This window comes from Vibrio neptunius (assembly GCF_000967495.1).
In the GTDB taxonomy this organism is placed as follows: domain Bacteria; phylum Pseudomonadota; class Gammaproteobacteria; order Enterobacterales; family Vibrionaceae; genus Vibrio; species Vibrio neptunius.
Genome location: NZ_JXXU01000042.1, coordinates 26284 through 52003 on the forward strand (window position 1 = coordinate 26284; position 25720 = coordinate 52003).

Here is a 25720-nt window from a genome sequence, read left to right on the forward strand (position 1 = left end):
AAGTGAAAAAAAAGCGCCTGTTGATCTTACCTATTGTTGTTATCGCCGTCGTGGTTGGAGGTTTCCAACTAACGTTTTCTCTTCCTGAGCAGCCTCAACTATCGACTATTTCTCCGTCAGGGGAAGATGTGTCATTGCGTTGTGCACATGCATCTAACGTAGAGTCCATTGACAACAATGGTGATATAAATCTGCTAGTTTGGAATATTTATAAACAAAATCGCGACAATTGGTCGCAAGAACTGACCAAATATTCTGAAGATAAACAGCTGGTCTTACTGCAGGAAGCCAGTATGACCGCTGAACTAAAGGAGTGGATAAAACAGCCGTTTTGGTTTGGTAACCAAGTGGACGCGTTTAAAGCGTTTGAACGCAGTGCTGGCGTACTGAATTTATCTAAGTCTCTGCCCAAGCTCGCTTGCGCTTACACTGAACTGGAACCATGGTTGCGCTTACCTAAATCTGCTATTTATGCGACTTATCCCTTGTCTGACGGTGAGTTATTGGCGGTGGTTAATATCCATGCGGTGAACTTTACCTATGGTACGGACGAGTACCAAAGGCAGCTTGATGCGCTGGTCGCCGAGCTAAATAAGCATTCAGGTCCGATTATCGTCGCCGGTGATTTTAATAGTTGGAGTGCAGATAGAATGGCGGTAATGAAGAGTGCACTAGACAAGCTTGGTGTACAAGAAGTGAGCTATCACCCTGATAATCGTACTCAATTTATAACCGGATTAGCGCTCGATCATGTTTTTTATCGTGGGTTAGCCCTGATAAAAGCAGAGGCGCCGGAATCCGACGCCTCTGACCATAATCCTCTTGAAGTCATGTTTCGTCTAGCTGATAACGATATATAGCGCCCAGATAATGTAATACGCTATCCAAGGGAGCGCTGAAATTGCCAACGCTTGACCACGTTCGAATTCCGTCCAAGTTCCGACAGCTGCATAGCCTAAAGCGATATACCAAGGTAAGAGCAGTGGGAATGAGCTCGCAAATTGCGACCACTCATTGGTCAGAGGCAGTTTTAGGAGGCCATTGAGACTATTGAGATCGGCCGCATACACCATGACCTGACCATGCTTGAGCAGCAGACTGACGTAACTTGCTAGATCGCCAATGATCGCTGGAAATACGACAACAGTGCTTGCAGCAAACCAGCGCCAGAAGCCGTGTTGATGTTGGCTGGGTTTCGTCGCTAAATTGAACCAGAACGCCAACATCACAATGGTGAGAGTCCGGCCTATCACGTCACTGATGATCTCACTTGCCATCAAAGTGTTTGCCTCAAGGAGCGCCAATTGCTTCGGATTGGTTTGGGCGAGTTGAGTGGACAAGCCCTGCTTCAGCCATTCAAAATCCACAATATCAAAGTAGGCGCCCCAAAAGAGAAATGGGGATAACATTAACACGATGTAGGTTTGCCAGCCCCAAGCTCCACGTTGGTATAGTGCGAGGAAGCATGCACTGGGTGAACGAAATACATCAACTAGCATCACGAGAGGGTTTGAGGAAGGCGTCATACACTTACCTTAGTTACATCGACATAGAGTTTGAGTTTCTGACCAGGCTGTAGGTATTTCTTTTTGCTTAGCCCGTTCCATTTGACGATATCTTGGGATTTCACTTTAAATTTGTTGGCGATAGCGCTGATGGTGTCACCAGCCTTTACGTTATAGAAAACGGTACGGATAATGGCGCCTTCAGAGCTGTTTTTCCAGATCACCAGCTTTTGTCCAACACGAAGTGTATCTCTTGGCCCCATGCCATTCCACTTTGCAAGAGATTGGTGAGAGACCTTGTTGGCTCGAGCAATGCTCCATAAACTATCACCTGAGCGTACAGTATGAGTGAGCTTATATTGTCCACGAGACTTAGCCTGAGTTTTTGCCAGTCGGTTGGTGGCACTGAGTGTATAAGCTCGATCATCTTTAGTGGATGTTGGGATCATCAAGTGTTGTCCGACGCGGATGTTGTATCCACTCAGGTTGTTAGCGCTCTGAATGACTTTCGTTGTCGTGTTATATCGATTGGCTAATGCGCTCAAGTTGTCACCTGATTTAACCTTATAGCGGACCACCTTCATCCCTTTTCCCCGATTTTCAGAGACTTTGGCTTTGAAAACATCAATCTTTGCAACGGGCAGTAAAAGCTGATGTGGGCCATCTGGTGCGGTTGCCCATTGGTTGTAGGCGGGGTTTAGGCTTTGCAGCTGTTTGACGCTGATGCCGGCGTAGTTTGCTGCAATGGCTAAGTCTAGTTGTTCTTTAGGATCAACAAGCTCGACAACAGGCTGGTTGGCAATCGCTGGGATATCAATACCATATTTGTCTTTATTTGCAATGATATCAGCCAATGCGAGTAGTTTTGGCACATAACCACTGGTCTCTTTTGGAAGATCAAGAGAAAAAAAATCGGTTGGTTTACCCAATCTCGTATTTTTGTTTATCGCGCTAGAGACACGACCACCGCCGCTGTTGTAGGCAGCAATTGCATGATTCCAGTTGCCTTCGAATCGTTTATTGAGAGCGCTTAGGTAATCGAGCGCTGCGTCTGTAGACGCGGCGACGTCACGTCGGCCGTCATACCAGAAGTTTTGCGTTAAACCGTAATATTTTCCTGTGCCGGGAACAAACTGCCATAGTCCAGCTGCGCTGCCGTGAGAGTATGCAAAGGCATCAAAAGAGCTTTCAACGATAGGTAGAAGTGCAAGCTCTAGCGGTAGGCCACGTTGCTCAATCTTTTCTGTGATCAGGTAAAGAAATGGCTGGGCACGTTCGGAAACTGTTTTAAGATGGTTAGGGTGTTTAAGATACCAAGTGCGGTAGTAATCGACCATCTTATCGTCAGGAATCGGGAAATCCAACTGCATTGCGATACGTTGCCAGACATCATCCTGAGACTGGGGTGTCATGATTGGTTTATAGGATTCCGACGATTCTGAAGTTTTGTCACCAGGCATACTTGACGCTACTGCTGGTGAGCTATTGGTCTCCGTAGAGGCGGATTGATCGCTCTCTGTCTGCTGGGTAAGCTGACATCCTGTTAGTAGTAGTGCTAATACCCAGCTGTGTTTTACTCGCATTTCACAGCCCTTTTTCTATTTGGCTGCTGATAATACTTGTCTAAATATGGGGGTGACAAGTTGCAAAACGTTAAAATTCGTTCTTCCACTCACGTAATGCCGTAAAAATGGCGAGCGAGTCCGTTTGTTGAGTCCGGTTAGCCACTGAACGCATGACGCTTTGCTGATCTGTACGTAGAAAAGGGTTAATCCATTTTTCTTTGCGAATGGTGGTTGGTAGAGTCGGTCTGTTCTGTGCCCTGAGACGATTAACCTCGTCACGATACTGCTGTAGAAGCTCATTGTCGGGCTCTACTGCAAGAGCAAAAGCAACATTACTTGCAGTATATTCATGTGCGCAGTAGACCTCGGTTTCTTCTGGCAGAGCGGCAAGTTTGGCGAGGGAGGTGTGCATCTGTTCCATCGTACCTTCAAAGACCCGCCCGCAACCAGCTGAGAACAGAACGTCACCACAAAACAGTTTTTCATCCCCGACATAGCCGATATGTCCGCGAGTATGTCCCTCTAAACCCAAAACAAAAAATATTTCACCAAACAACTCAAGTTGGTCACCAGCCTCGACGGCGTGAGTTAATGTAGGTACTGGTTCATTGGCTGGGCCTACCACATCGACATCTGGATACTGCCTGACAAGCTCTGGGACACCGCCGATGTGATCGTTGTGGTGGTGAGTAATTAAGATAGCCTCTAAGCTTAACTCGTGCTGTTTAAGGTACTCTAGTACAGGGGTTGCCTCTCCCGGATCGACAACAGCACAACTCTGATCGCTATTTTGAATCAGCCAGATGTAATTATCATTAAATGCAGGTATGCTTTTGATCTCTAACATAGTTGTGTCTCCGATTACCAAGAGTGAAGCAGGTTGAGTATGAAGCCAGCACGCAGTAACAAGAAGCTTGAAAAGCCTCATTCATGGTCTCAGCTTAAAAATGGCCAATGGGTTAATGAGTCCATACAAACTCGTATCGATGAATGGTGCCCCAAATTATTTGGCTATCATATGCTTAAGCTGGGAGGGCTGAGCTGTGAGTTAACCAGCTTTAATTGTAACATTCAACACCAAGTTAACCTCGATATCCAGAACCCTTTGCACAATGTGATTGCAGATGGTTATGACCTTCCGTTTCTCGAAAAAAGTTTCGATGCTGTTGTGATGGCGCACCAACTGGATTATTGCAATGATCCCCATCGCATGTTGAGAGAAGTCGATCGGGTGATGATCGACGATGGGTATTTGATCATTACGGGTTTTAATCCTGTCAGCCTCACTGGTTTCGCGAGCCTGATGCCGTGGCGCAAGAATAACTTGCCTTGGAGTGGGCGTATGTTTACCCCGAATCGCATCCGCGACTGGTTGAGTGTCTTGAACTATCAGGTGATTGAATGTGACAGCTATGCCCTGTTTCCAATGCAAAAATACCGCACAATGTGGACTTGGCTGGAAAATAGTTTAGGGGATTTGGCATCTCCTATGGGCAGCCTGTACTTTATTGTTGCCCGCAAACGCACTTACCCACTTAAACCAATCAAGCCACATTGGAAGCTAAAACGAAAATTGACGCCGATTGGCGTCAATTATAAAGTTTCGAGTAAGTGAAGCCGTTCTAACTAGGCTGATACCCCGTATCTTCGTCGGTTGGACTTTCAGCGGCAGCTCGGGCTAGCTCATCACACATCTCGTTCTCTCGATGGCCAGCATGGCCTTTGACCCAACGCCAGTCTATTTTATGGCGACCTGTTTCTGCATCAAGTGCTTTCCACAAGTCGGCGTTTTTAACCGGTTTTTTATCGGATGTTTTCCAGTTGCGTTTTTTCCAGTTGTGGATCCATTGAGTAATGCCTTGGCGAACGTACTGACTATCAGTGGTGAGTATGACGTCACAAGGCTCTTTCAAAGTTTGCAGTGCGACTATAGTTGCCATCATTTCCATACGATTGTTGGTAGTGAGGGTATAACCTTTCGATAATGTCTTTTCTACTTGTTTGTAGCGCAAAACAATGCCGTATCCGCCAGGACCTGGATTGCCTAAACAAGAACCATCTGTGAAAATTTCCACCTGTTTCGTCATGATTTGATACTATTGGGTTAAGCACATTATTGGCATAGTCTGACACACAATTTGTTATGAATACCAGCAACAATTCCAACCACAATCGCATCGTGGTACTCGATACCGAAACCACAGGTATGAACCGTGAAGGTGGTCCTCATTATCAAGGGCACCGTATTATCGAAATCGGAGCGGTGGAAATCATCAACCGTAAACTGACCGGACGTCATTTTCACGTTTACATCAAACCCGATCGTGAGATTCAGCCTGACGCTGTTGAAGTTCACGGTATCACTGACGAGTTTCTGGTCGACAAACCAGAGTATCAGGATGTCCATAAGGAATTTATCGAGTTTATTAAAGGCGCTGAATTAGTCGCACACAACGCGCCCTTTGATACCGGTTTTATGGATTACGAGTTTGGTATGCTCGATCCTACGATCGGTAAAACTGACGATTACTGTAAGGTGACCGATACGCTTGCCATGGCGAAGAAAATCTTCCCCGGCAAACGAAACAACCTTGACGTATTATGTGATCGCTACGGTATAGATAACTCTCACCGTACCCTCCACGGCGCTTTGCTCGATGCTGAGATACTGGCTGACGTTTATCTGTTAATGACAGGTGGCCAGACATCACTGCAATTTAACCCGGGCAGTGCAGAAGGTAATGTGGGAGGTGAATCAATAAAACGGGCTGCTGGTGGGCGAAAATCGCTAAAGGTTATCCGTGCAACGGCCGATGAACTAGAAGCACATCAAAATAGATTGGATCTGGTGGAGAAGAGCGGAAGCTGTCTCTGGCGTCAGTAGGAGAAGGAATGTTGAGGATTTGGTTTGCCCTACTGGGTTTGTTGGTCAGTACCTTAGGATACGCTGAGGAATCCTCCATGTCGCTGCTCGACAACCGTTTTCGAGTCGACCCTACCATAAAACAAATTACCTTTGTCATCTATCGTGCTGAGCGCTCTCGCCCAGTTGTTCTGGTACGCCCAGATGGGAAAAAGTACTACGCGTGGCGTAGCCCAGACAATGTCCGTTGGTATCAAGAATCGTCCATGGACATCATCTCGATTGACAATCCTATGCCTGGCCCTTGGCAGGCAATCGGTAAAGTCACGCCTAAGAATAAAATCATTCTGATCTCCCACCTTGAACTGTCAACTGACACCATGCCGGCAAGGCTATTTCAAAATGAAGAAATGAAATTTACCGCTCGTCTAACAGCTGATGGTAAACCTTTGGTGCTCAGAGACTTCCTTGAACGAGTCAAATTGATGGTGACTTTTACCAAATATGTTGAAAACGAAGAGGAGCTGATCAAGGAAGCAAGACCAATTCCATATACGATTGGTGAATTTTCTGATGATGGCCGTGGGTTGGACGAAGTGGCTGGAGATGGTGTGTTTACCGTCTCTCTGAATATATCTCCTGAACCGGGTAAATATCGCGTTCGTATTACATCAGGCAACGGTGTGTTCCTCCGTGCTCAGGAGCAGGAGGTACTGATTTACCCAACACCGGTAGAAACTACCTTTATCCAAAGTCGTGAAGAAGGCAAAGAGCATCAGTTGGTCATCTCTGGTGAACAGGGGATGATTCAACCAGGAAGTTTGGCCGCGCAAATCGAACATAAGTCGCCAGATGCCAGCGAAATTTCCGTAGCAGAGAGTGCCTCAAAAGAATCAGATAAAGTAGTACTGGCGATCCCTTACAACGACGATATTGGTAATTATTCTTGGATGGGGAAGGTTTTTGCGACTGAAATGGGAGCGGGTCGTCCACTTGCTTTTCCAATCAAAGAACATACTTACAGTGTTCTTGAAGAGATTGACTTTGCTGAGACACGCCGATTGCAAGAAGAAGAGCGTATGATGCAACAGAAATTAGTCGAGGAAATGCGTTTGATTCAAATGCGAGAAGAGAAACGTACCCAAACCTTCATTATGATTGGGGTCGGAAATGTGGTGATGATTATTCTTGGTTTAGCGGTTTGGTTTGTGATGCGTAAGTTAGGAGCCAAGAAGGAAATGATGCCTGAAATGCAATTAGAAATGCCGAAGAAATAAGATAAATCAGACTTGCTAAAAAGGGCTGCCAACTTGGCAGCCCTTTTTAGTCAGTGTGAACTTTACGCCACTTCATCCATCTGAGGTGTTATCTCTAGAGGCTTGGCAGCTAAGTCCTTTGGGTCAAAGTCATCCACGTTAATTGCATATAAGCGATGTTCTTCTGCTTTACGTAGTAGTTGTGCATCGGCAGAATCGATAATGCCTTTTTCTAGACCAATGTCAGCGATTAAGTCGAGACGTAGGAATGGACGTCGTTCGTTGATGGCTTTACAGACTTTCTTAAACACTGGTTCTGCTTCAAGAATGATATGCAGTGCTTCCTCAATCTTACCGGCGGGATTGAACTCGCTCGCGTGGAAGTATTGATTGCGGCCCAATCGATCACGTGTCGCTGATGGTGTTTGAAGAATCTGAGCAACTTGGCTATCAATTTTATCACTTGGTGCTTTACGCACGCGGCCAAAGGGTAAGATCATCACTCGCAGTACTTTACCCAGCCACTTGTTCGGGAAGTTAGCAAGGAATTCATCAATTGCTTCTTCTGTCTGCTTCATGCTGTCCTGTAATCCCCAATGAACCAGAGGAAGATCGTCAGCGATACGGCCATCACTCTCATAACGTTTGAGTGTTGCAGAGCTGAGATAAAGCTGGCTGAGAATATCCCCCAGACGCGCTGATAAGCGCTCTTTACGTTTCAGCGAACCGCCCAATACGGCCATTGAAATGTCTGACAGGAATGCAATGTTTGCACTGTAGCGGTTGAGTTGTTGGTAGTAGCGGGTGGTCGTGTCTTTGACGGGTGCAGATGAGAGTCGACCATCAGTGAGACCTAGCCAGAAGCTGCGTACCAAGTTGCTCATTGTGAAGCTGACGTGACCTGCAAGTGCAGCATCAAACTTATCTAGTGCATCAGAAGCGTCTGAATAAGCCGCATTCATTTCTTCAAGAACGTAAGGATGACAGCGGATAGCGCCTTGACCATAGATGATCATTGAACGGGTTAAGATGTTGGCCCCTTCTACAGTTACAGCAATAGGCGCACCTTGGTAGCCTCGGGCCAAGAAGTTGGAAGGTCCCATACAGATACCTTTACCGCCCACGATGTCCATTGCATCAATAATGCTTTGCTGACCGCGGTGGGTACAGTGGTATTTTACAATTGCGGAGATAACGGAAGGCTTTTCGCCCAAATCAATGCCAGCGACAGTTAGGTTACTCGCTGCGTCCATGACGTACGCGTTGCCGCCTAGACGCGCTAATGGCTCTTCCACACCTTCCATCTGTCCGATTGGCTGTTTGAACTGGCGACGAATGCGTGCATATGCACCGGTAGCGAGTGCTGCCGTCTTGATACCACCTGTAGAGTTAGAAGGCAGCGTGATACCACGACCCACTGACAGACATTCAACCAGCATTCGCCAGCCTTGGCCAGCCATTTTAGGGCCACCGATGATGAAGTCGAGTGGCACAAACAAGTCTTCACCACGAGTTGGACCATTCTGGAACGGCACGTTCAGAGGGAAATGCCGGTTACCAATCTCAACACCTTTAAGATGGGTAGGAATCAGAGCACAAGTGATGCCCAGTTCTTCCTGTTCACCGAGTAATCCTTCAGGGTCACGCAGTTTAAAGGCAAGGCCCAGAACCGTAGCAACGGGTGCCAAGGTAATGTAGCGCTTGTTCCAAGTTAAGCGCATCCCCAGCACTTCTTTACCTTCCCACTTGCCTTTACATACCACGCCGAAGTCAGGGATTGAACCGGCATCAGAGCCAGCTTCAGGGCTGGTTAGGGCGAAACAAGGGATTTCTTTACCTTCTGCAAGGCGGGGTAGATAGTAATCTTTTTGATCGTTAGTACCGTAATGTTGCAGCAGCTCACCTGGTCCCAAAGAGTTAGGAACCCCCACAGTAGAAGAAAGAACACCTGACACGCCAGTTAATTTCTGTAACACCAAAGATTGGGCATAAGCAGAAAACTCTAAGCCACCGTATTTCTTTTTGATGATCATGGCGAAGAATTTGTTGTCTTTAAGGTACTGCCACACTTCAGGGGGTAAGTCAGCCAGTTCATGAGTGACCTGGTAATCGTTCACCATCGCGCACACTTCGTTTACTGGGCCGTCAAGAAACGCTTGTTCCTCGGCTGTGAGCTTAGGGTTTTGAATCGCATGCAGTTTGTTCCAGTCTGGCTTGCCTTTGAAAAGCTCAGCCTCCCACCAAACGGTACCAGCATCGAGGGCTTCTTTTTCCGTTTGTGACATCGCTGGTAAGACTTTTTTAAACAAAGTCAGCGCTCTTTGACTGATCAGAGATTGGCGAATGGAAGGAATCGCGATTACCGCAGTGGCAGCGATGAAAAGAATCCAGCTGAGTGAGCCTGCAGAGCCAAATATAGAAAGCACTGCTAGTGTGGCGGTAAGAGCAGCTATCGATTTCATCAGCGAAGTACGATGATAGAGACAGATCGCCAGGGCTGTAGCAAATCCGAGTATAGAGAGCAAGATGTCCATAGTTAATGTTCCTTGTTCGGCGTTTGAAATTCAGATTACGCCGTTATCTAGTAAGAGGTCCAACCAGTTAGAGTGTAATCAAAATATTAAAGAAATGTAAAACCCAAATGTGTTCAAAAAGTGATCTTGGTAGGGGGTAAATTCTAAAAATGAAGAGGAGAGCTATTTTTGATGGTGCAGAAACGGAATAAAGACGCAATTGTTTGCGGGCAGCTATCGACAGTGAGAATTGTTTGAGTAAACTCTGTTTATCACCTTGGCGACGATAAGCGTCGGCCTTGTTAATACAAAATAATTAGAGAAAAACCTATGTACCAGGATCTGATTAAAAACGAACTTACCGAAGCTGCTGACGTACTGAATAAATTCCTTAGCGATGAAAGTAATATTGCGCAAATCGAAGCGGCGGCCAAGATGCTCGCTGACTCATTTAAGCAGGGGGGCAAGGTGCTTTCTTGTGGTAACGGCGGATCTCACTGTGACGCTATGCACTTCGCTGAAGAGCTGACAGGTCGTTACCGTGAGAATCGTCCGGGTTTGCCAGGTATTGCTATCTCCGATCCAAGCCACCTATCTTGTGTAAGTAATGACTTTGGTTACGAGTATGTGTTCTCTCGCTATGTAGAAGCGGTTGGTGCTAAAGGGGATGTACTATTTGGTTTGTCGACATCGGGAAACTCTGGCAACATTCTTAAAGCGATTGAAGCGGCTCAGGCAAAAGGCATGAAGACGATTGCTCTGACCGGTAAAGATGGCGGTAAAATGGCGGGTCTAGCGGATATTGAAATTCGTGTTCCTCATTTTGGTTACGCTGACCGTATTCAAGAGATCCACATTAAAATCATCCATATTGTGATTCAGTTGATCGAAAAGGAAATGGAAAAGTAATTTTCAAACTGGTTTAGCAAGTGCCAGTGTTGTTTATGCTGGCACTTAGGTAGTGCAAGGGAGTTTTATAAACCATGTGTGAATTGCTCGGAATGAGCGCCAATGTACCAACAGACATTTGTTTCAGTTTTACTGGCTTGATGCAGCGTGGCGGCAATACCGGCCCACATCGCGATGGCTGGGGGATCACTTTCTACGAAGGTAAAGGTTTTCGGACGTTTAAAGATCCGAATCCAAGCTGCAAGTCAAAAATTGCTGAATTGGTTCAAAATTATCCGATCAAAAGCTGCGCAATAGTTAGCCATATTCGTCAAGCGAATCGTGGTGGCGTCAATCTAGAGAACACTCACCCATTTACCCGCGAATTGTGGGGACGTTATTGGACTTTTGCTCACAATGGTCAGTTGTCTGATTATCAAGAGCTGCATACTGGGCGTCATAGACCTGTGGGCCAGACAGACAGTGAATTGGCGTTTTGTTGGTTGCTTAAGCAGATGGAAGACCGATTCCCAGAACCGCCTCAGGATATGATAGGTGTGTTCCGCTTTGTGGCGAAATGTTGTGAAACCCTGAAAAGTAAAGGGGTGTTCAATATGCTGTTGTCAGATGGTGAGTACGTTATGACCTATTGTACCAACCATCTCTACTGGATTACTCGTCGTGCGCCATTTGGCAAAGCTTCTTTAATTGATGAAGATGTCGAGATTAATTTTCAGGAAGAAACGACACCTAATGATGTGGTTTCAGTCATCGCGACGCAGCCGCTAACTGATAATGAAGAATGGCATCGAATGAAACCGGGAGAATTTGGCATTTTACATTTTGGTGAGATTGTCGATGGTAATGCCGATGAGCTTATTGATGCACCATTTGCTCCGAAAAAGGTTGAAAGTCAGGCGCCTACTGAGCCGTTGGAGTAATAGAATCGCTGCGCTCTTAGATCGGGCTGCGCCCGCGAGATGCGAGAACGGACTTCGTCCTATGGAAAACAGGAGCGGGCTTTGCCCTGCGAGATAGAATACAAATACTTCGTTTGGTCATTCCATAGACTGACGAAGGAAGGAGTAGGGAATCTCAATAAGTTATCTAGTCGCTTGAAGAGATCCCCAACTCGCTCGTTCCTTGCTCTTGAGGATGACTAGATAAACTGTTGAAACAAAAGAGCTGATGAAAAGTGCCAACTCTATAAAATCTCCCGTTTCCCACAAAAAAGGCCGATGTCTCCATCGGCCTTTTATATTTCTAGGTGCTAACTTACGCTAGCTGAGCTTTAATGTGTTCAACGATATCGGCCATCGCAACAGGTGTCTTGTCACCAGTGCGGCGGTTCTTGTACTCGAAGTTACCTTCTTTCATTGAACGGTCGCCAATGACGATAGTGTGAGGAACGCCGATTAGCTCCATATCAGAGAACATTACGCCAGGGCGCTCTTTACGGTCGTCGAATAGAACTTCGATGCCCATTGCCGTCAGTTCAGCGTACAGCTTCTCAGCCGCTTCTTGCACTTCTTCTGACTTGTGCATGTTCATTGGTACGATCGCGACTTGGAAAGGTGCAAGTGCGTCTGGCCAGATGATGCCGTACTTGTCGTGGTTCTGCTCAATTGCAGACGCAACAACACGAGAAACACCGATACCGTAACAACCCATCTCTAGGATAACGTTTTTACCGTCTGGACCAAGAACACCACAGTTCATTGCTTGAGAGTAAACATTACCTAGTTGGAAGATGTGGCCTACTTCGATACCACGTTTCAGTGCGATGGTACCTTTACCACAAGGGCTTGGATCACCTTCAACTACATTACGTAAGTCTTCAACTTGGCCAAGCTCAACATCACGACCCCAGTTGATACCGAAGTAGTGCTTGTCGTCTACGTTAGCGCCTGCGCCAAAGTCACTCATTACAGCAACAGTGCGGTCAACGATGAATGGCAGTTTAAGACCAACAGGGCCTAGTGAGCCAGGGCCAGCGCCGATTAGGGCACGGATCTCTTCTTCTGTTGCCATCTCTAGAGGGGCTGCAACTTGAGGAAGGTTTTCCGCTTTCACTTCGTTCAGTTCGTGGTCGCCACGAATGATAAGCGCGATTAGGTCAGCGTCAACTTCATCAGATGCTTTAACAAATAGCGTCTTAACCGTCTTCTCGATTGGCACCTCAAACTGTTCAACAAGCTCAGCAATTGTCTTTGCGTTTGGCGTGTCAACTAACGTCATTTCTTGAGTTGGAGCCGCAGCTTCGTCAGCCAGAGCGAGTGCTTCGGCTTTTTCGATGTTCGCTGCGTAGTCAGACTCAGTAGAGAAGGCAATTAGGTCTTCACCACTTTCTGCAAGTACGTGGAACTCTTGAGAACCACTACCACCGATAGCACCTGAGTCAGCCAGTACTGGGCGGTACTCAAGTCCCATGCGGTCGAAGGCTTTACAGTAAGCATCGTGCATTGCATCGTAAGACTTCTGTAGACCTTCTTTATCGATATCAAAGCTGTACGCATCCATCATGCAGAATTCGCGTGCACGCATTACGCCAAAACGTGGGCGACGCTCATCACGGAACTTAGTTTGGATTTGGTAAAGGTTTAGCGGTAGCTGCTTGTAAGAGCTCACTTCATTGCGCACTAGGCTAGTGATCACTTCTTCAGCTGTTGGGCTAAGAACAAACGGACGAGTGTGTCGGTCAGTAAAGCGAAGTAGCTCAGGACCCATCTTCTCGCTGCGGCCTGTCTCTTCCCATAGTTCAAACGGCTGAACAACGGGCATCAATGTTTCGACTGCGCCTGCATTGTCGATCTCTTGACGAACGATGTTTTCGACTTTACGCAGTACACGTAGACCAGTAGGTAGCCAGGTGTAGAGACCTGAAGCCAGCTTACGGATCATACCTGCACGTAGCATGAGCTGGTGGCTCACTACTTCTGCGTCGTTTGGAGTCTCCTTCAGAGTAGAAAGAAGATAATTACTGGTACGCATTTAACTTATCCGTTCATTAAAGTTAGATACTCAAGCCAGAATGGACAGGAGTATGGAAGTCCCACGAGGGGAAAATTGTTAGCCGCTTATAATATCAGCCAAATGCCGTTGTCAAAAGCTTTCAATCGCAGTAACCGTTATTAAGTTATCGTTAACGGTGAACTTCACATTCAGATCGAACAAATTTACCGCATACTCTTTACTATCAGGCTTGTTCTTTTTGTACGCTGGGCGAGGGTCTTGTGCTAAAACCTGCTCAATTACCGTCTTTTGATAGTCAAGATATCCGCGGGTATCTAACTGCTCTATAGCTAATGACGAGAATAGGACTTGAGACTTTTCTGGTTCCGCTTCTGCGTAGCTTCCTAGCGCTTGAGGAATAGAGTCTGAATAAGGGATATACGGCTTGATGTCGATGATAGGAGTATCATTAACTAAATCGACATTGCCCAGATCGAGATAGATCTGATCGCCTTGTTTTGTGACCCCTTTAATTTTAACCGCTGACAGTCCAATCCCATTGGGTCTAAACGTCGAACGAGAAGCAAATACACCTACACGTTCATTGCCACCCAGTCGAGGTGGTCTGACAGTAGGCTTCCATCCTGCCGCTAAATTCTGGTCAAACAGAAACAATAACCAAGCATGGGAGAATTGCTCCAACCCGCGCACTGCTTCGGGACTATTCGCCTCTCCAACTAGCTTTACTCGCGAGCGAGCAGCGGGTACTAAGCTCGGCTGCCGAGGAACGGCGAACTTCTCTTTATATGGGCTTTCAATAAAACCGATCGGCTCTATGGAATACATCTCTTTTCTCTCAATTTGGTGATGAGGAAAAAGTATCACAAAAAAGAGTAGTAAAACTTGTTGATAATGATTATTATTTAAAATGTTATAACATAACAGTTTCTATTGAGGTAATTATGCAACCCAACATTCACCCTGAATACCGAACCGTGGTTTTCCATGATACAAGCATTGATGAGTACTTCCTTATCGGTTCAACATTGCAAACTGACCGCACTATTGAGTGGAAAGATGGCAAAACCTACCCGTACTTTACGATTGAAGTTTCTTCTAAATCTCACCCTTTCTACACAGGTAAGCAGCGTGTCATTCATCAGGAAGGTCGTGTCGCTAACTTTAAGCGTCGATTTGGTCAATTTTCTAAAGGGGACAAGTAAATGAAGGTCGTAAAATCTCTTAAAAGTGCTAAAAGTCGCCATCCTGATTGTCAGATAGTAAAAAGGAGAGGGCGTTTGTACGTAATATGTAAAACCAATCCCAGATTCAAAGCTGTTCAGAAATAGTGAATGCATTATTAATTTCAATTGTTTGGTGTAATTTATAATTCTAACGATTGTCACTTATGTAGATGAAGCTGCTGATTTTTTGTTTTTTTATCGTTAATCATATTGATCAAGATAGCACTTTATTACATTTTTGATTTCTAATTGACCTCTTTGTCGAGTAACCTGCGCGAGCTTTGTTGCCGCTTGGCACAATGACGCGCAGGATTAACAACAACAAGGAGGGAAGAGATGAGTTCATCTACTTCGATTAAACAAAACTCGCCTAAGAGGCCGATATTTACTCGTTTCTTAGATACCGTTGAATATTTGGGCAACTTGTTACCACACCCGATCACGCTTTTCGCCATTTTCTGTGTTGCGATTTTAATCGCTTCCGGTATTGCAGGTTACTTTGAAGTGGCGGTAGCAGATCCTCGTCCAGAAGGCGCTCCAGGTCGTGCCGTTGACGGAATGATTCAGGTTGTCAGCTTGTTAAATGCAGACGGTCTTGAGTTGATTGTTACCAATCTAGTTAAAAACTTTGTCGGCTTTGCGCCTTTAGGCACCGTATTAGTTGCACTATTGGGTGTTGCAGTGGCGGAATATTCAGGTTTACTGTCTGCGGCAATGCGTGGTTTGGTTATGGGTGCTTCGAAGAGCATGGTTACCATCACGGTGGTATTTGCAGGTATCATTTCCAATACAGCATCTGAACTAGGCTATGTGGTACTTATCCCACTAGCGGCTATGCTGTTCCACTCTTTGGGTCGCCACCCTCTTGCCGGTCTCGCCGCTGCATTTGCAGGTGTATCTGGCGGTTATTCCGCAAACTTACTGATCGGCACTGTTGACCCACTGCTTTCTGGGATCACAGAAACGGCAGCACAAATGATTGACCCTACTTACACTGTTGGCCCAGAAGTTAACTGGTACTTTATGTTCGTTTCTACTTTCTTCATCGCCGGTATGGGTGCTTTCGTAACGGAGAAAATCGTTGAGCCTAAATTAGGCAAATACAACGAAGAAGATGCAGCAGAAGATTTGTCGAATGACTCAATGGGCACGATAACTGACGTTGAGAAGAAAGGTTTGAAAATGGCTGGACTGGCCGTGCTGGTTGTATCTGCTCTACTTGCTTGGACAATTGTTCCTGCAGATGGAATTCTTCGCTCAGACGCCGGCACGGTTGCAGGTTCGCCATTCCTGAAAAGTATTGTGGCTTTCATCTTTGTTTTCTTTGCTATCCCAGGTCTGGTTTACGGTAGAGTAGTTGGCACAATGAAGAATGATCGCGACGTGATTGACGCGATGTCTAAATCCATGTCTTCAATGGGAATGTACATTGTACTGGTATTCTTTGCTGCTCAATTTGTTGCGTTTTTCAAGTGGACTAATTTTGGTCAAGTGTTCGCGGTAGCAGGCGCAGATTTTCTACAAAGCATTGGTCTGACTGGTCCTATGTTGTTTTTTTCCTTTATTTTGATGTGTGGTTTCATCAATCTGATGATCGGTTCAGCTTCTGCACAATGGGCTGTGACAGCGCCAATCTTTGTTCCCATGTTGATGCTAGTCGGCTATGCGCCTGAAACGATTCAAGCGGCATACCGTATCGGTGACTCCACGACCAACATCATTACACCAATGATGAGCTATTTTGGTTTGATTCTCGCTGTTGCATCGCGTTATATGAAAAATCTAGGTATCGGTACGCTGATTGCGACCATGCTACCGTACTCAATCTGCTTTATCGTGGGTTGGAGTTTACTGTTCTACCTATGGGTATTCGTATTTGGTTTGCCAGTCGGTCCTGGTGCGGCGACCTACTACGCGCCATAACGTCTTATCGAACGACAAAACCGGAGCCAAGTGCTCCGGTTTTTTGTTTTTGGTATTGTGGGTAGATCTAAGACTATAAAATTCACCGTATCTAGTGCTAGGGGCAAGAGATTAGTAATGGAAGTGACAATCAGAGAAGTCAAAATAGAGGATGCCGATGGTGTTCGTGGTGTATTAAATCCAATCATTGAGCAAGGTAAATTTACCGTTATTGATACACCATTTTCACTCGTCGACGAGCAAACTTTTATCCGTCAGTTTCCTCAGCGAGGCGTCTTCAAAGTTGCTGTGTCCGAGAATCAACAGGTGTTAGGATTTCAGAATGTCGAACCATTCGCGTCCTATACTCAGGCATTCGCTCATGTTGGAGTGATCGGTACCTATGTAGATGAGCAGTTTCGAGGGATGAAGATCGCCAGCAGTTTATTTGCTGAGACGTTTGCGTCGGCAAGAAATAAGGGATATGAAAAGCTGTTTGCTTACGTGAGAGAAGATAATCCAACGGCTTTAGCTGTGTATCTTAATCAGGGTTTTGAGGTGATAGGAACGGCAAAGAAGCACGCTTATGTGAAAGGTCGGTACATCGATGAAATACTGATTGAGAAATTCCTATGATCAATCAAAAAAGCAAAGAAAAAGGCTGACGCAATGACGTCAGCCTTTGTTCAACTCAGTAAGTTATTACCAACCTTTAACTACGCCACCTTTAAAGATGTCTGAAGCAGCCGTGTACACTTCCTCCGTTTGGTAAGACTTGATGAAGTTCTGCACGTTTTCAGCTTTGACGTTGTCTTCACGCGCCACAATGATGTTTACGTATGGAGATTCTTTGTTTTCAACAAATACGCCATCTTTTTGTGGTGTCAGGTTAATTGAGCTTGCGTAAGTTGTGTTGATGATAGACAGGGCTACATCGTCAAGAGAGCGTGGAAGCTGAGCGGCATCTAGTTCAACAATAGTGATGTTTTTTGGGTTTTCAGCAATATCACGTACGGTTGCTAGTAGACCAACACCATCACGTAGTTTAAGCAGTCCTTGTTGTTCAAGAAGCAGTAGAGAACGCCCTAAGTTAGTTGGGTCGTTTGGTACTGCGATACGAGCACCCTCCTGAATCTCATCGACCGATTTCACTTGTTTAGAGTAACCAGCAATGGGGTAAACAAACGTATTGCCAGCGATTGCTAGTTTGTAACCACGATCATTCACTTGTTGATCTAGATATGGTTTGTGCTGGAATGCGTTGATGTCGATAGAGCCATCATCCAATGCTGCGTTTGGCGTCACGTAATCTGTAAAAGTAACAAGCTCCACATCCAAGCCGTATTTTTCTTTTGCAACTTTAGCGGCGACTTCTGCTACCTGAGCTTCAGCGCCCGCCATAACACCGACTTTAATCTTGCTGGTGTCTGCTGCTTGCTTTTCACCACATCCGGATAGCACAAGTGACGAAGCGACTGCTGCAATGGCGAGTAAACCTTTTAATCCAAATTTCATGACTTTCTCCTTATTCTGTATCTGTAAATTTATTATCTGTGATCGACGCGGCGAACAATTGCATCGCCGATAGACTGAATGATTTGCACCAAGACGATGAGCATTACCACGGTTACAGCCATGATGACCACATCATAGCGATGGAAGCCGTAGCGAATCGCGACATCACCTAATCCGCCACCCCCAACTGTTCCGGCCATAGCGGAATAGCTCACTAGGGTGACCAATGTGATGGTGATTGAGTTCACTATGGTTGGCATTGCCTCAGGAAGCAGTACCTTGTTGATGATTTGTATTGGAGTTGCCCCCATTGATTGAGCTGCTTCTACTAAGCCTGTTGGTACTTCAAGTAGTGCCCCTTCAATAAGGCGAGCAACAAATGGGATGGCGCCGATAGTCAGTGGCACGATAGCCGCCGTGGTGCCGATAAACGTGCCGACGAGAACTTTAGTGACTGGGATGATGGCTACCATTAAAACTAGAAACGGCACCGAGCGACCGACGTTGACGATAGCACCGAGAATGCTATTGAGCTTGGTGTTCTCAAGTAGGCCGCCTTTTTTGGTGGTATGAAGGATAACACCTAATGGAATACCAACGGCAAAGCCAACGATACCTGCGACTGAGACCATGTAGAGGGTTTCCCAAGTCGCACCAATTAAAAGGCTACTGTTAAGGCTTAGCCACTCTGAAATTGTGTTAAAGGACATAACCCAGTACCTCTACTTTTACATTGTGTTCACGGAGGAATTCAATCGCCGCATTGTCATCTTGCTCGTTACCAAACAGCTCTGCGACCATCATGCCGAATTTGACGCCACCAGCGTAATCAAGATCAGAACTCAGAATGCTGACATCGATATTGAATTGACGAGCAATCTGACTGACGAGCGGTGCATCTACAGTAGCTCCGGTAAATTCGAGTCTCACCAATGGATAACTGCCTTCAACGCGGGTCGTTTGCAGGCGTGTCTGATAATCATCCGGAATAGACAGATCAAGCGTAGAACGGATAAATTCATGCGCCAGTTCAGTTTTAGGATGGGCGAAAATTTCACCAACAGTACCTTTCTCAACCAATTCCCCGCCACCAATGATTGCCACTTCATGACAGATACTTTTCACCACGTCCATTTCGTGGGTGATGAGCAACATAGTGATATTCAGTTTACGGTTGATCTCTTTGAGCAACTCAAGTATCGATTGTGTTGTTGCAGGATCCAATGCACTCGTTGCTTCGTCACACAGCAACACTTTTGGATCGGAAGCTAGGGCACGTGCAATAGCGACGCGCTGCTTTTGACCACCGCTCAAGTTCGATGGGTAGCTTTCATGTTTATCAGAGAGGCCTACCAGTTTGAGCAGCTCAGTCACTTTAGCGCTAATGTGCGCCTTATCTTTGCCCGCTAACTCAAGTGGCAGGGCAACGTTGTCAAATACGGTACGAGATGACAGTAGGTTAAAATGTTGGAAGATCATACCGATGTTACGGCGTGTTTCGCTCAGTTCTGATTTTGACAGCTTGGTAAGATCAATACCGTCGACAATGATGGAGCCTGACGTTGGCGCTTCCAGCATATTGACACATCGAATAAGCGTACTTTTCCCTGCTCCTGATGAGCCAATTACACCGAAGATTGTTCCCTGTGAGATATGAAGGTTGATGTCCTTCAAGGCATGTATTTCTTTATTTCCTTGAAGAAATACTTTGTTTACTTGATTAATTTCTATCATTGAGAAATCCACTATCAGACTGCTTTTGGGAAAAAGTAGATAATTTTGAACTACCTCTCATTTAGTAGAGGATGCTATGGTTTTGCACTAATTGTGTCAATAGATATTTTTACGGCTAGACGTCTAAACGTTCATTGCAACCAAACAGATTAGTAATTAGATAGTGATGAAAGAAATAAAGCGTGTAATAATTCTGGAAATAAATAGTAGATAGAGAAGCAAATTTTGGCGAAACCAGCAGTCTTTTTGGATCGTGATGGTGTAATTAACGTTGACCACGGATATGTTCATGACGAGCACGACTTTGAATTTATTGATGGCGTATTTGAAGCGACTAAAAAGCTCCAAGAGATGGGCTACATGCTTGTATTGGTGACTAACCAGTCGGGTATTGCTCGTGGTAAATTCAGTGAAGACCGTTTCCTATCACTCACGCAGTGGATGGATTGGAATTTTGTTGATCATGATGTTGAGTTTGATGGCTTCTACTATTGCCCACATCATGCCGAACATGGTCAGGGTAAGTACAAAGAAGATTGTAATTGCCGCAAACCTAAGCCTGGCATGTTCATTTCTGCGCGTGATTTCCTCAAAATCGATATGGCGAATTCTGTTATGGTCGGTGATAAAGCTGAAGATATGATGGCAGCAGAAGCCGCTGAAGTAGGTACGCGTATTTTAGTACGTACTGGTAAGCCTGTTACGGAAAAAGGTGAGGCGATTGCCTCTGTTGTACTGGACAGTATCAAAGAAGTCCCTGCCTATTTAGCTAAGTAAAATACCGAGAAAAGAGGTCGCTTGAGGCGGCCTTTTTCTATTGGAGAGTGTGGATGAAAATGAAAGCGTTGTTAGGGTTGCTGGCAGGAGTGACATTATTTGGGTGCAGCTACTCGGCGATTGAACGCAAAGCCGATGAAAAGCAACCATTCGTGACCTACCAGTGTGCATCGAACAAACAGTTTGAGGTCGCTTACCTAATTAAAGAACAAGCGGCGATTTTGCGTTTACCTAAACACGACTACCGCCTCGCTCAGGTCCCATCTGGTTCTGGTGCAAAATATATCCTAGATAATGGAACAAAACCGATTCTCAATCCAGTGACGCTACACACCAAAGGTGATGATGCCCGATTAGAATTGGGCAGAGTCGTTTACAAAAACTGTAAAACACAATAGCGTTAGTCTTCTGGTACAACCTGCTTTGTCTTTTGAGCGAACTCACTGCATTATGAATAAAAAACTGACCATTCTTGATATTGCTAAACTTTCTGGCGTTGGTAAATCTACGGTTTCCCGTGTATTGACTAATGATCCTAAAGTCAAACCCGAGACTCGCGCCAAGGTTGAGCGTGTGATTGAAGAGTCTGGCTACGTTCCGTCTAAGTCGGCGCAAGCGATGCGCGGAGGCAGTCAGAAAGTTGTTGGGGTCATCATCTCGCGTCTTGATTCGCCTTCGGAAAACAAAGCTGTTAGCAGTATGCTGCAAGTTCTTTACGGTAACGGCTATGACGCGGTGATCATGGAAAGTCAGTTTGACCGCAAGATGACCAATGAACACCTCGACGTTTTGCGCAGGCGCAATGTTGATGGCGTGATTGTGTTTGGCTTTAGTGATTTTGACATCGAGCGTCTTTCTAGCTGGCAGCATCGTTCGCTGGTGATTGCCATGGATACTGATGAAACGTCATCGATCAACTACGATAATACAGGTGTTATTCGTTATGCGCTGGAACACCTTCAGCGCCAATCGGTGAGCGAGATTGCTTTTATTGGTGTTGATCCTTCAGACCGAACTACTGGGAAGATTCGTCTCAATGCTTACTTAGATTGGTGTTCAGAGCATCGATTGTCCCCCAACTATCAAACAGGCCATTTGCATCACGAAAGCGCTTATCGTTTGGTGGATAAAGTGTTGACTCAAACCACACAGGCGATTGTATGCGCCAGTGATACTTTGGCATTGGGTGTGATTAAACGTCTTCAAGAATTGGATAGGGAAGATGTGATGGTCACAGGTGTTGGTGGCAATGAACTGTTGTCTTTTCTATTTCCGAGAGTATTCAGTATCGACCCGGGTTATGCTCAGGCTGGAGAAAGGGCGGCCAAGCTTCTGATTTCTCAGCTCAATGGAGAATCTGAACTCGTACACCTCACTCAGGAACCAATTTTGAGTTAACCCTCTCTTTTCTCTATGGTTTAAAATTATACTGTGATCTCATTCAATTAATGGGATTGTTCCCATTTATCTATTTCGATAGATTTGACAATATAATAAATACAAATGGGAATGTTCCCAAATAAATTATAACTAACCTTTTTGATCAGAGACTTCTGATCTGAACGAGAAACCAATTTAGGGTGGACAAGGATATGAGTAAGATTGCGAAACAAGAAGTTGAGCGTCTGATAGAACTGGTTGGCGGTCGCGAAAACATCGCCAGTGTCAGCCACTGTCTGACGCGCCTCCGCTTCGTGTTAAATGACACAAGTAAAGCCGACACAGATGCACTGGAAGCACTGTCGCTGGTGAAGGGCTGTTTCACTAATGCGGGTCAATTTCAAGTTGTTGTCGGTACTGAAGTTGATGAAGTGTACAAGGTCCTTATTGAACTGTCGGGTAAGTCTGAAGCATCGAAAGATGAATCCAAACAGGCTGCACGTCAGAACATGAACATTTTGGAACGTGGCATCTCTCATCTTGCTGAGATCTTTGTACCACTGTTACCTGCAATTATTACCGGTGGTCTGATCTTGGGCTTCCGTAATGTGATTGGCGACATCAAGATGTTTGATGGTCAATCATTGACAGAAATTAGCCAATTCTGGGCGACTGTCCATAGCTTTCTATGGCTAATTGGTGAAGCCATTTTCTTCTTCTTGCCTGTTGGCGTGTGTTGGTCAACAGTGAAAAAACTCGGTGGTACACCGATCCTCGGCATTACGCTTGGTGTCACTTTGGTTTCTCCTCAACTGATGAATGCGTATCTGATAGGTAAGCAAGTGCCAGAAGTATGGGATTTTGGCTTATTTGCTATCGAGAAGGTGGGTTATCAGGCTCAGGTTATTCCAGCCATGTTAGCAGGTATCGCGTTGGCGTTTATCGAAACGAACCTTAAGCGTATTGTTCCTTCTTACCTATATCTGGTTGTCGTTCCTTTCGTTTCTATCATCGTCTCTGTGGTATTAGCGCATTCTCTGATTGGCCCGTTCGGTCGCGTACTGGGTGACGGCGTGGCATTCGCCGCAAAAGCAGCAATGACGGGTGATTTCGCAGTGATTGGCTCAATGGTGTTTGGCTTCCTATATGCACCTTTGGTGATTACCGGTATTCATCATACAACCAACGCTGTCGATCTGCAGTTGATGCAAGACCTAGGTGGTACTCCAATCTGGCCTTTGATTGCACTGTCTAACATTGCTCAGGCATCAGCGGTTGTCGGTATTATCATCATCAGTAAGAAACACGGTGAACGCGATATCTCAGTACCTGCGGCGATTTCTGCTTATCTAGGTGTCACCGAGCCAGCGATGTACGGTATTAACTTGAAGTACAAGTTCCCAATGCTAAGCGCAATGGTTGGTAGTGCAATTGCAGCGGCGATCTGTGGTAGTGCGGGTGTTATGGCGAACGGTATTGGTGTGGGTGGTCTACCAGGTATCTTATCTATCCAACCACAATTCTGGGGCATCTACGCGATTGCAATGCTGGTGGCGATTGCACTACCGGCAGTATTGACCCTGTTCTTCTACAAGCGTGCACAAATGAAAGGTGAGCTAGAGCCTGCAAGCGCTTAAGTGCAAACAAAAAAGAGCGATCGCATTCCCGCGATCGCTCCTGCTATTTTTTCGATTTTTTATTTTTTGGTAAGTGAGTTTAGCAATGACAACAATCACAAATGATGCGAACTGGTGGAAAACGGCTTCGATATATCAGATTTACCCGAAGAGCTTCTGTGATAGCGGCAGTAAGGGAACAGGGGATATCAAGGGCATCATTTCTAAGCTCGATTACTTAAAATTGCTCGGTATTGATGCTATTTGGCTGACGCCAGTCTATCAGTCTCCGATGATTGATAATGGTTATGACATCTCAGACTACTACTCTATTAACCCTCAGTTTGGCAGCATGGAAGACTTTCAATGTTTGCTTAGTGAAGCGCACCAGCGTGGTATTCGCATCATTATGGATATTGTGGTTAACCATACCTCCACTGAACACGTTTGGTTCCAATCTGCGCTGGGGGATAAGAGCAGCCCATACCGAGATTACTATATTTGGAAAGATCCGGTTGAAGGTGACGTTCCAAACAACTGGCAGTCCAAGTTTGGCGGAAGTGCTTGGGAAATGGATGAGCAAACGGGCCAGTATTTTCTGCACCTCTTTGCCAAAGAGCAAGCGGATCTTAATTGGGAGAACCCGACAGTTCGAGAGGAAGTGAAAAAGGTCATCAGCTTCTGGGCTGAGAAAGGAGTGGATGGCTTCCGTCTTGATGTGATTAACCTAATTTCTAAGCAGCAAGATTTCCCGAATGATGATATTGGTGACGGTCGCCGCTTTTACACAGATGGCCCTCGTGTACATGAATACTTAAAGGAAATCAGCGAAGCTGTGTTCCAAAAATATGGCAGCGTTACGGTGGGTGAAATGTCGTCTACCACATTGGAGCATTGCCAACAGTACTCCTCTCTGGATAACAAAGAACTGTCGATGGTGTTTAACTTCCACCATCTAAAAGTGGATTACCCAAATGGCGAAAAGTGGACCAAAGCGCCTTTTGACTTTTCACAACTAAAGCAGATTTTCAACCATTGGCAAACAGGATTGAACGGCAAAGGTTGGGGAGCACTGTTCTGGTGTAATCATGATCAGCCACGTATTGTTAGCCGCTTAGGCGATGACCAAAACTATCGAGTGGAGTCGGCCAAAATGTTGGGAGCCTCTGTCCATATGATGCAAGGTACACCATACATTTATCAAGGAGAAGAGATTGGGATGACCAACCCCGGCTATACCTCGATAGAGCAATATCGCGATGTGGAAAGTACCAATATGTATGACATCATGGTCAACCAGCAAGGTGTCAGCAACGAAGAAATGATCGATATCCTGGCTCAGAAATCCCGCGATAACTCACGTACGCCAATGCAATGGAATGACGAGCAGTATGCTGGCTTCTCTCAGGTTCAACCTTGGTTGGCGGTGGCAGAAAATTATCCTCAAGTGAACGCAGCTAAAGCCGTTGATGACAGTAACTCGGTTTTTTACTTCTACCAGAAGTTGATTCAATTGCGCAAAGAGATTGAAGTGATTACCACTGGGAGCTACACCGATCTTTACCCAGAACATAAGGCGATATTCGGTTATCAACGTAAATCAGAAAATCAGACCCTAATTTGTTTGAATAACTATTACGCAGACGAAACAGAGTGCGTCTTACCTGAAGAGTTTGATTGCGATAAAGCACAATACGTTTTATGTAACTATGAGCTTTCTGGTGAGAAGGTATCTCAGCATCAAGTACTTCGCTCTTATGAAACACGTATTATTCTTTTAAACAACTAACTTCCCCCTTTGATGTTAGTTATCGCCTCGGCTATTGGTCGGGGCTTTTTTGTACTTGCGAGAAGAGAGATAGAGGTGTGATTAGATTTTCAATAAGTACAAAAAAACCAGCTCATTGAGCTGGTTTTCTGTAAATGGTGGAGGGGGACGGATTCGAACCATCGAAGGCAGTGCCAGCAGATTTACAGTCTGATCCCTTTGGCCACTCGGGAACCCCTCCA

25 protein-coding genes and 1 tRNA gene are annotated in these 25720 nt (G+C 45.6%); 15 read left to right on the forward strand and 11 right to left on the reverse strand.

What is annotated here, in order from left to right; all coding sequences use genetic code 11:
- Positions 1-2 precede the first annotated feature (2 nt).
- Positions 3-860 carry an endonuclease/exonuclease/phosphatase family protein gene (locus tag TW84_RS14325; protein WP_045976314.1) on the forward strand — a complete coding sequence of 286 codons (858 nt, stop codon included), beginning with the start codon at positions 3-5 and terminating at the stop codon, positions 858-860.
- Here the strand turns inward: TW84_RS14325 and TW84_RS14330 are convergent.
- From TW84_RS14330 to gloB, 3 genes are all read right to left on the reverse strand, one after another.
- On the reverse strand, positions 840-1526 hold the full coding sequence (locus TW84_RS14330) for a YIP1 family protein (protein ID WP_045976315.1): 687 nt from the start codon (positions 1524-1526) through the stop codon (positions 840-842). The genes TW84_RS14325 and TW84_RS14330 overlap by 21 nt on opposite strands.
- Positions 1523-3088 carry a lytic transglycosylase gene (locus tag TW84_RS14335; protein ID WP_045976316.1) on the reverse strand — a complete coding sequence of 522 codons (1566 nt, stop codon included), beginning with the start codon at positions 3086-3088 and terminating at the stop codon, positions 1523-1525. The genes TW84_RS14330 and TW84_RS14335 overlap by 4 nt, the downstream gene beginning before the upstream one ends.
- A 70-nt stretch (positions 3089-3158) precedes the next feature.
- Complete coding sequence (gloB, locus tag TW84_RS14340) at positions 3159-3917, reverse strand: hydroxyacylglutathione hydrolase (RefSeq protein WP_045976317.1); 759 nt, start codon at positions 3915-3917, stop codon at positions 3159-3161.
- A 39-nt stretch (positions 3918-3956) separates the two neighbouring features.
- On the opposite strand from gloB, the gene TW84_RS14345 reads away from it, so the two are divergent.
- Entirely contained in the window at positions 3957-4685 is a 729-nt protein-coding gene (locus tag TW84_RS14345; RefSeq protein WP_045976318.1) for a class I SAM-dependent methyltransferase, read from the forward strand.
- Between the two features lie 7 nt (positions 4686-4692).
- Here the strand turns inward: TW84_RS14345 and rnhA are convergent, their stop codons facing one another.
- Entirely contained in the window at positions 4693-5157 is a 465-nt protein-coding gene (gene rnhA, locus TW84_RS14350; protein WP_045976319.1) for a ribonuclease HI, read from the reverse strand.
- Between the two features lie 56 nt (positions 5158-5213).
- Between rnhA and dnaQ the strand changes: the two genes are divergently transcribed.
- Both dnaQ and TW84_RS14360 read left to right on the forward strand, forming a co-directional pair.
- Entirely contained in the window at positions 5214-5954 is a 741-nt protein-coding gene (gene dnaQ, locus TW84_RS14355; RefSeq protein ID WP_045976320.1) for a DNA polymerase III subunit epsilon, read from the forward strand.
- Positions 5955-5962: 8 nt separating this feature from the next.
- Positions 5963-7210, forward strand: a complete 1248-nt coding sequence (locus TW84_RS14360; protein ID WP_045976321.1) for a TIGR03503 family protein — start codon at positions 5963-5965, stop codon at positions 7208-7210.
- 62 nt (positions 7211-7272) lie between these two features.
- Here the strand turns inward: TW84_RS14360 and fadE are convergent, their stop codons facing one another.
- Positions 7273-9723, reverse strand: a complete 2451-nt coding sequence (gene fadE / locus TW84_RS14365) for an acyl-CoA dehydrogenase FadE (RefSeq protein WP_045976322.1) — start codon at positions 9721-9723, stop codon at positions 7273-7275.
- 309 nt (positions 9724-10032) lie between these two features.
- Here fadE and lpcA point away from each other — a divergent pair, with 309 nt between their 5' ends.
- Together lpcA and TW84_RS14375 are read left to right on the forward strand one after the other, a co-directional pair.
- Entirely contained in the window at positions 10033-10611 is a 579-nt protein-coding gene (gene lpcA, locus TW84_RS14370) for a D-sedoheptulose 7-phosphate isomerase (protein WP_006957880.1), read from the forward strand.
- A gap of 74 nt (positions 10612-10685) precedes the next feature.
- Positions 10686-11531 carry a class II glutamine amidotransferase gene (locus tag TW84_RS14375; protein WP_045976323.1) on the forward strand — a complete coding sequence of 282 codons (846 nt, stop codon included), beginning with the start codon at positions 10686-10688 and terminating at the stop codon, positions 11529-11531.
- Between the two features lie 334 nt (positions 11532-11865).
- Here TW84_RS14375 and TW84_RS14380 read toward each other — a convergent pair whose 3' ends face one another.
- Positions 11866-13581 (reverse strand): proline--tRNA ligase, encoded by a 1716-nt coding sequence (locus TW84_RS14380; RefSeq protein ID WP_045976324.1) that lies wholly within the window; start codon positions 13579-13581, stop codon positions 11866-11868.
- Between the two features lie 111 nt (positions 13582-13692).
- On the reverse strand, positions 13693-14388 hold the full coding sequence (gene tsaA / locus TW84_RS14385) for a tRNA (N6-threonylcarbamoyladenosine(37)-N6)-methyltransferase TrmO (RefSeq protein WP_045976325.1): 696 nt from the start codon (positions 14386-14388) through the stop codon (positions 13693-13695).
- A 116-nt stretch (positions 14389-14504) separates the two neighbouring features.
- Between tsaA and TW84_RS14390 the strand changes: the two genes are divergently transcribed.
- The 4 genes from TW84_RS14390 to TW84_RS14400 all read left to right on the forward strand — a co-directional run bounded on the left by TW84_RS14390 (position 14505) and on the right by TW84_RS14400 (position 17324).
- On the forward strand, positions 14505-14765 hold the full coding sequence (locus tag TW84_RS14390; RefSeq protein ID WP_004744820.1) for a type B 50S ribosomal protein L31: 261 nt from the start codon (positions 14505-14507) through the stop codon (positions 14763-14765).
- Complete coding sequence (gene ykgO, locus TW84_RS24135) at positions 14766-14891, forward strand: type B 50S ribosomal protein L36 (RefSeq protein ID WP_005380299.1); 126 nt, start codon at positions 14766-14768, stop codon at positions 14889-14891. It begins immediately after the preceding gene.
- 231 nt (positions 14892-15122) lie between these two features.
- Positions 15123-16709, forward strand: a complete 1587-nt coding sequence (locus TW84_RS14395; protein WP_045976326.1) for an AbgT family transporter — start codon at positions 15123-15125, stop codon at positions 16707-16709.
- A gap of 117 nt (positions 16710-16826) precedes the next feature.
- A complete protein-coding gene (locus TW84_RS14400) occupies positions 16827-17324 on the forward strand; it encodes a GNAT family N-acetyltransferase (protein WP_045976327.1) in 498 nt (165 codons plus the stop codon).
- A gap of 66 nt (positions 17325-17390) precedes the next feature.
- On the opposite strand, the gene TW84_RS14405 is transcribed toward TW84_RS14400, so the two are convergent.
- From TW84_RS14405 to metN, 3 genes are read right to left on the reverse strand one after another with little or no spacing between them, the layout of a single operon-like run.
- Positions 17391-18203, reverse strand: a complete 813-nt coding sequence (locus tag TW84_RS14405) for a MetQ/NlpA family lipoprotein (protein ID WP_045976328.1) — start codon at positions 18201-18203, stop codon at positions 17391-17393.
- A gap of 32 nt (positions 18204-18235) precedes the next feature.
- Entirely contained in the window at positions 18236-18913 is a 678-nt protein-coding gene (locus TW84_RS14410) for a methionine ABC transporter permease (RefSeq protein WP_045976329.1), read from the reverse strand.
- Positions 18903-19937, reverse strand: a complete 1035-nt coding sequence (metN, locus tag TW84_RS14415; RefSeq protein ID WP_045976330.1) for a methionine ABC transporter ATP-binding protein MetN — start codon at positions 19935-19937, stop codon at positions 18903-18905. Before metN ends, TW84_RS14410 begins: the two co-directional genes overlap by 11 nt.
- A 225-nt stretch (positions 19938-20162) precedes the next feature.
- Here metN and gmhB point away from each other — a divergent pair, with 225 nt between their 5' ends.
- The 5 genes from gmhB to treC all read left to right on the forward strand — a co-directional run bounded on the left by gmhB (position 20163) and on the right by treC (position 25499).
- A complete protein-coding gene (gmhB, locus tag TW84_RS14420) occupies positions 20163-20714 on the forward strand; it encodes a D-glycero-beta-D-manno-heptose 1,7-bisphosphate 7-phosphatase (RefSeq protein WP_045976331.1) in 552 nt (183 codons plus the stop codon).
- 59 nt (positions 20715-20773) lie between these two features.
- Positions 20774-21112, forward strand: a complete 339-nt coding sequence (locus TW84_RS14425; RefSeq protein ID WP_205622494.1) for an MliC family protein — start codon at positions 20774-20776, stop codon at positions 21110-21112.
- Between the two features lie 52 nt (positions 21113-21164).
- Positions 21165-22112, forward strand: coding sequence for a trehalose operon repressor TreR (gene treR / locus TW84_RS14430; RefSeq protein ID WP_045976333.1), 948 nt, complete (start codon positions 21165-21167; stop codon positions 22110-22112).
- A gap of 194 nt (positions 22113-22306) precedes the next feature.
- The gene (gene treB / locus TW84_RS14435) at positions 22307-23731 is read left to right on the forward strand and encodes a PTS trehalose transporter subunit IIBC (protein WP_045976334.1); all 1425 of its coding nucleotides are present in this window, start codon (positions 22307-22309) and stop codon (positions 23729-23731) included.
- Between the two features lie 85 nt (positions 23732-23816).
- Positions 23817-25499 carry an alpha,alpha-phosphotrehalase gene (gene treC / locus TW84_RS14440; RefSeq protein ID WP_045976335.1) on the forward strand — a complete coding sequence of 561 codons (1683 nt, stop codon included), beginning with the start codon at positions 23817-23819 and terminating at the stop codon, positions 25497-25499.
- A gap of 135 nt (positions 25500-25634) precedes the next feature.
- Here treC and TW84_RS14445 read toward each other — a convergent pair.
- Positions 25635-25719, reverse strand: a tRNA-Tyr gene (locus tag TW84_RS14445).
- Position 25720: the final 1 nt, after the last annotated feature.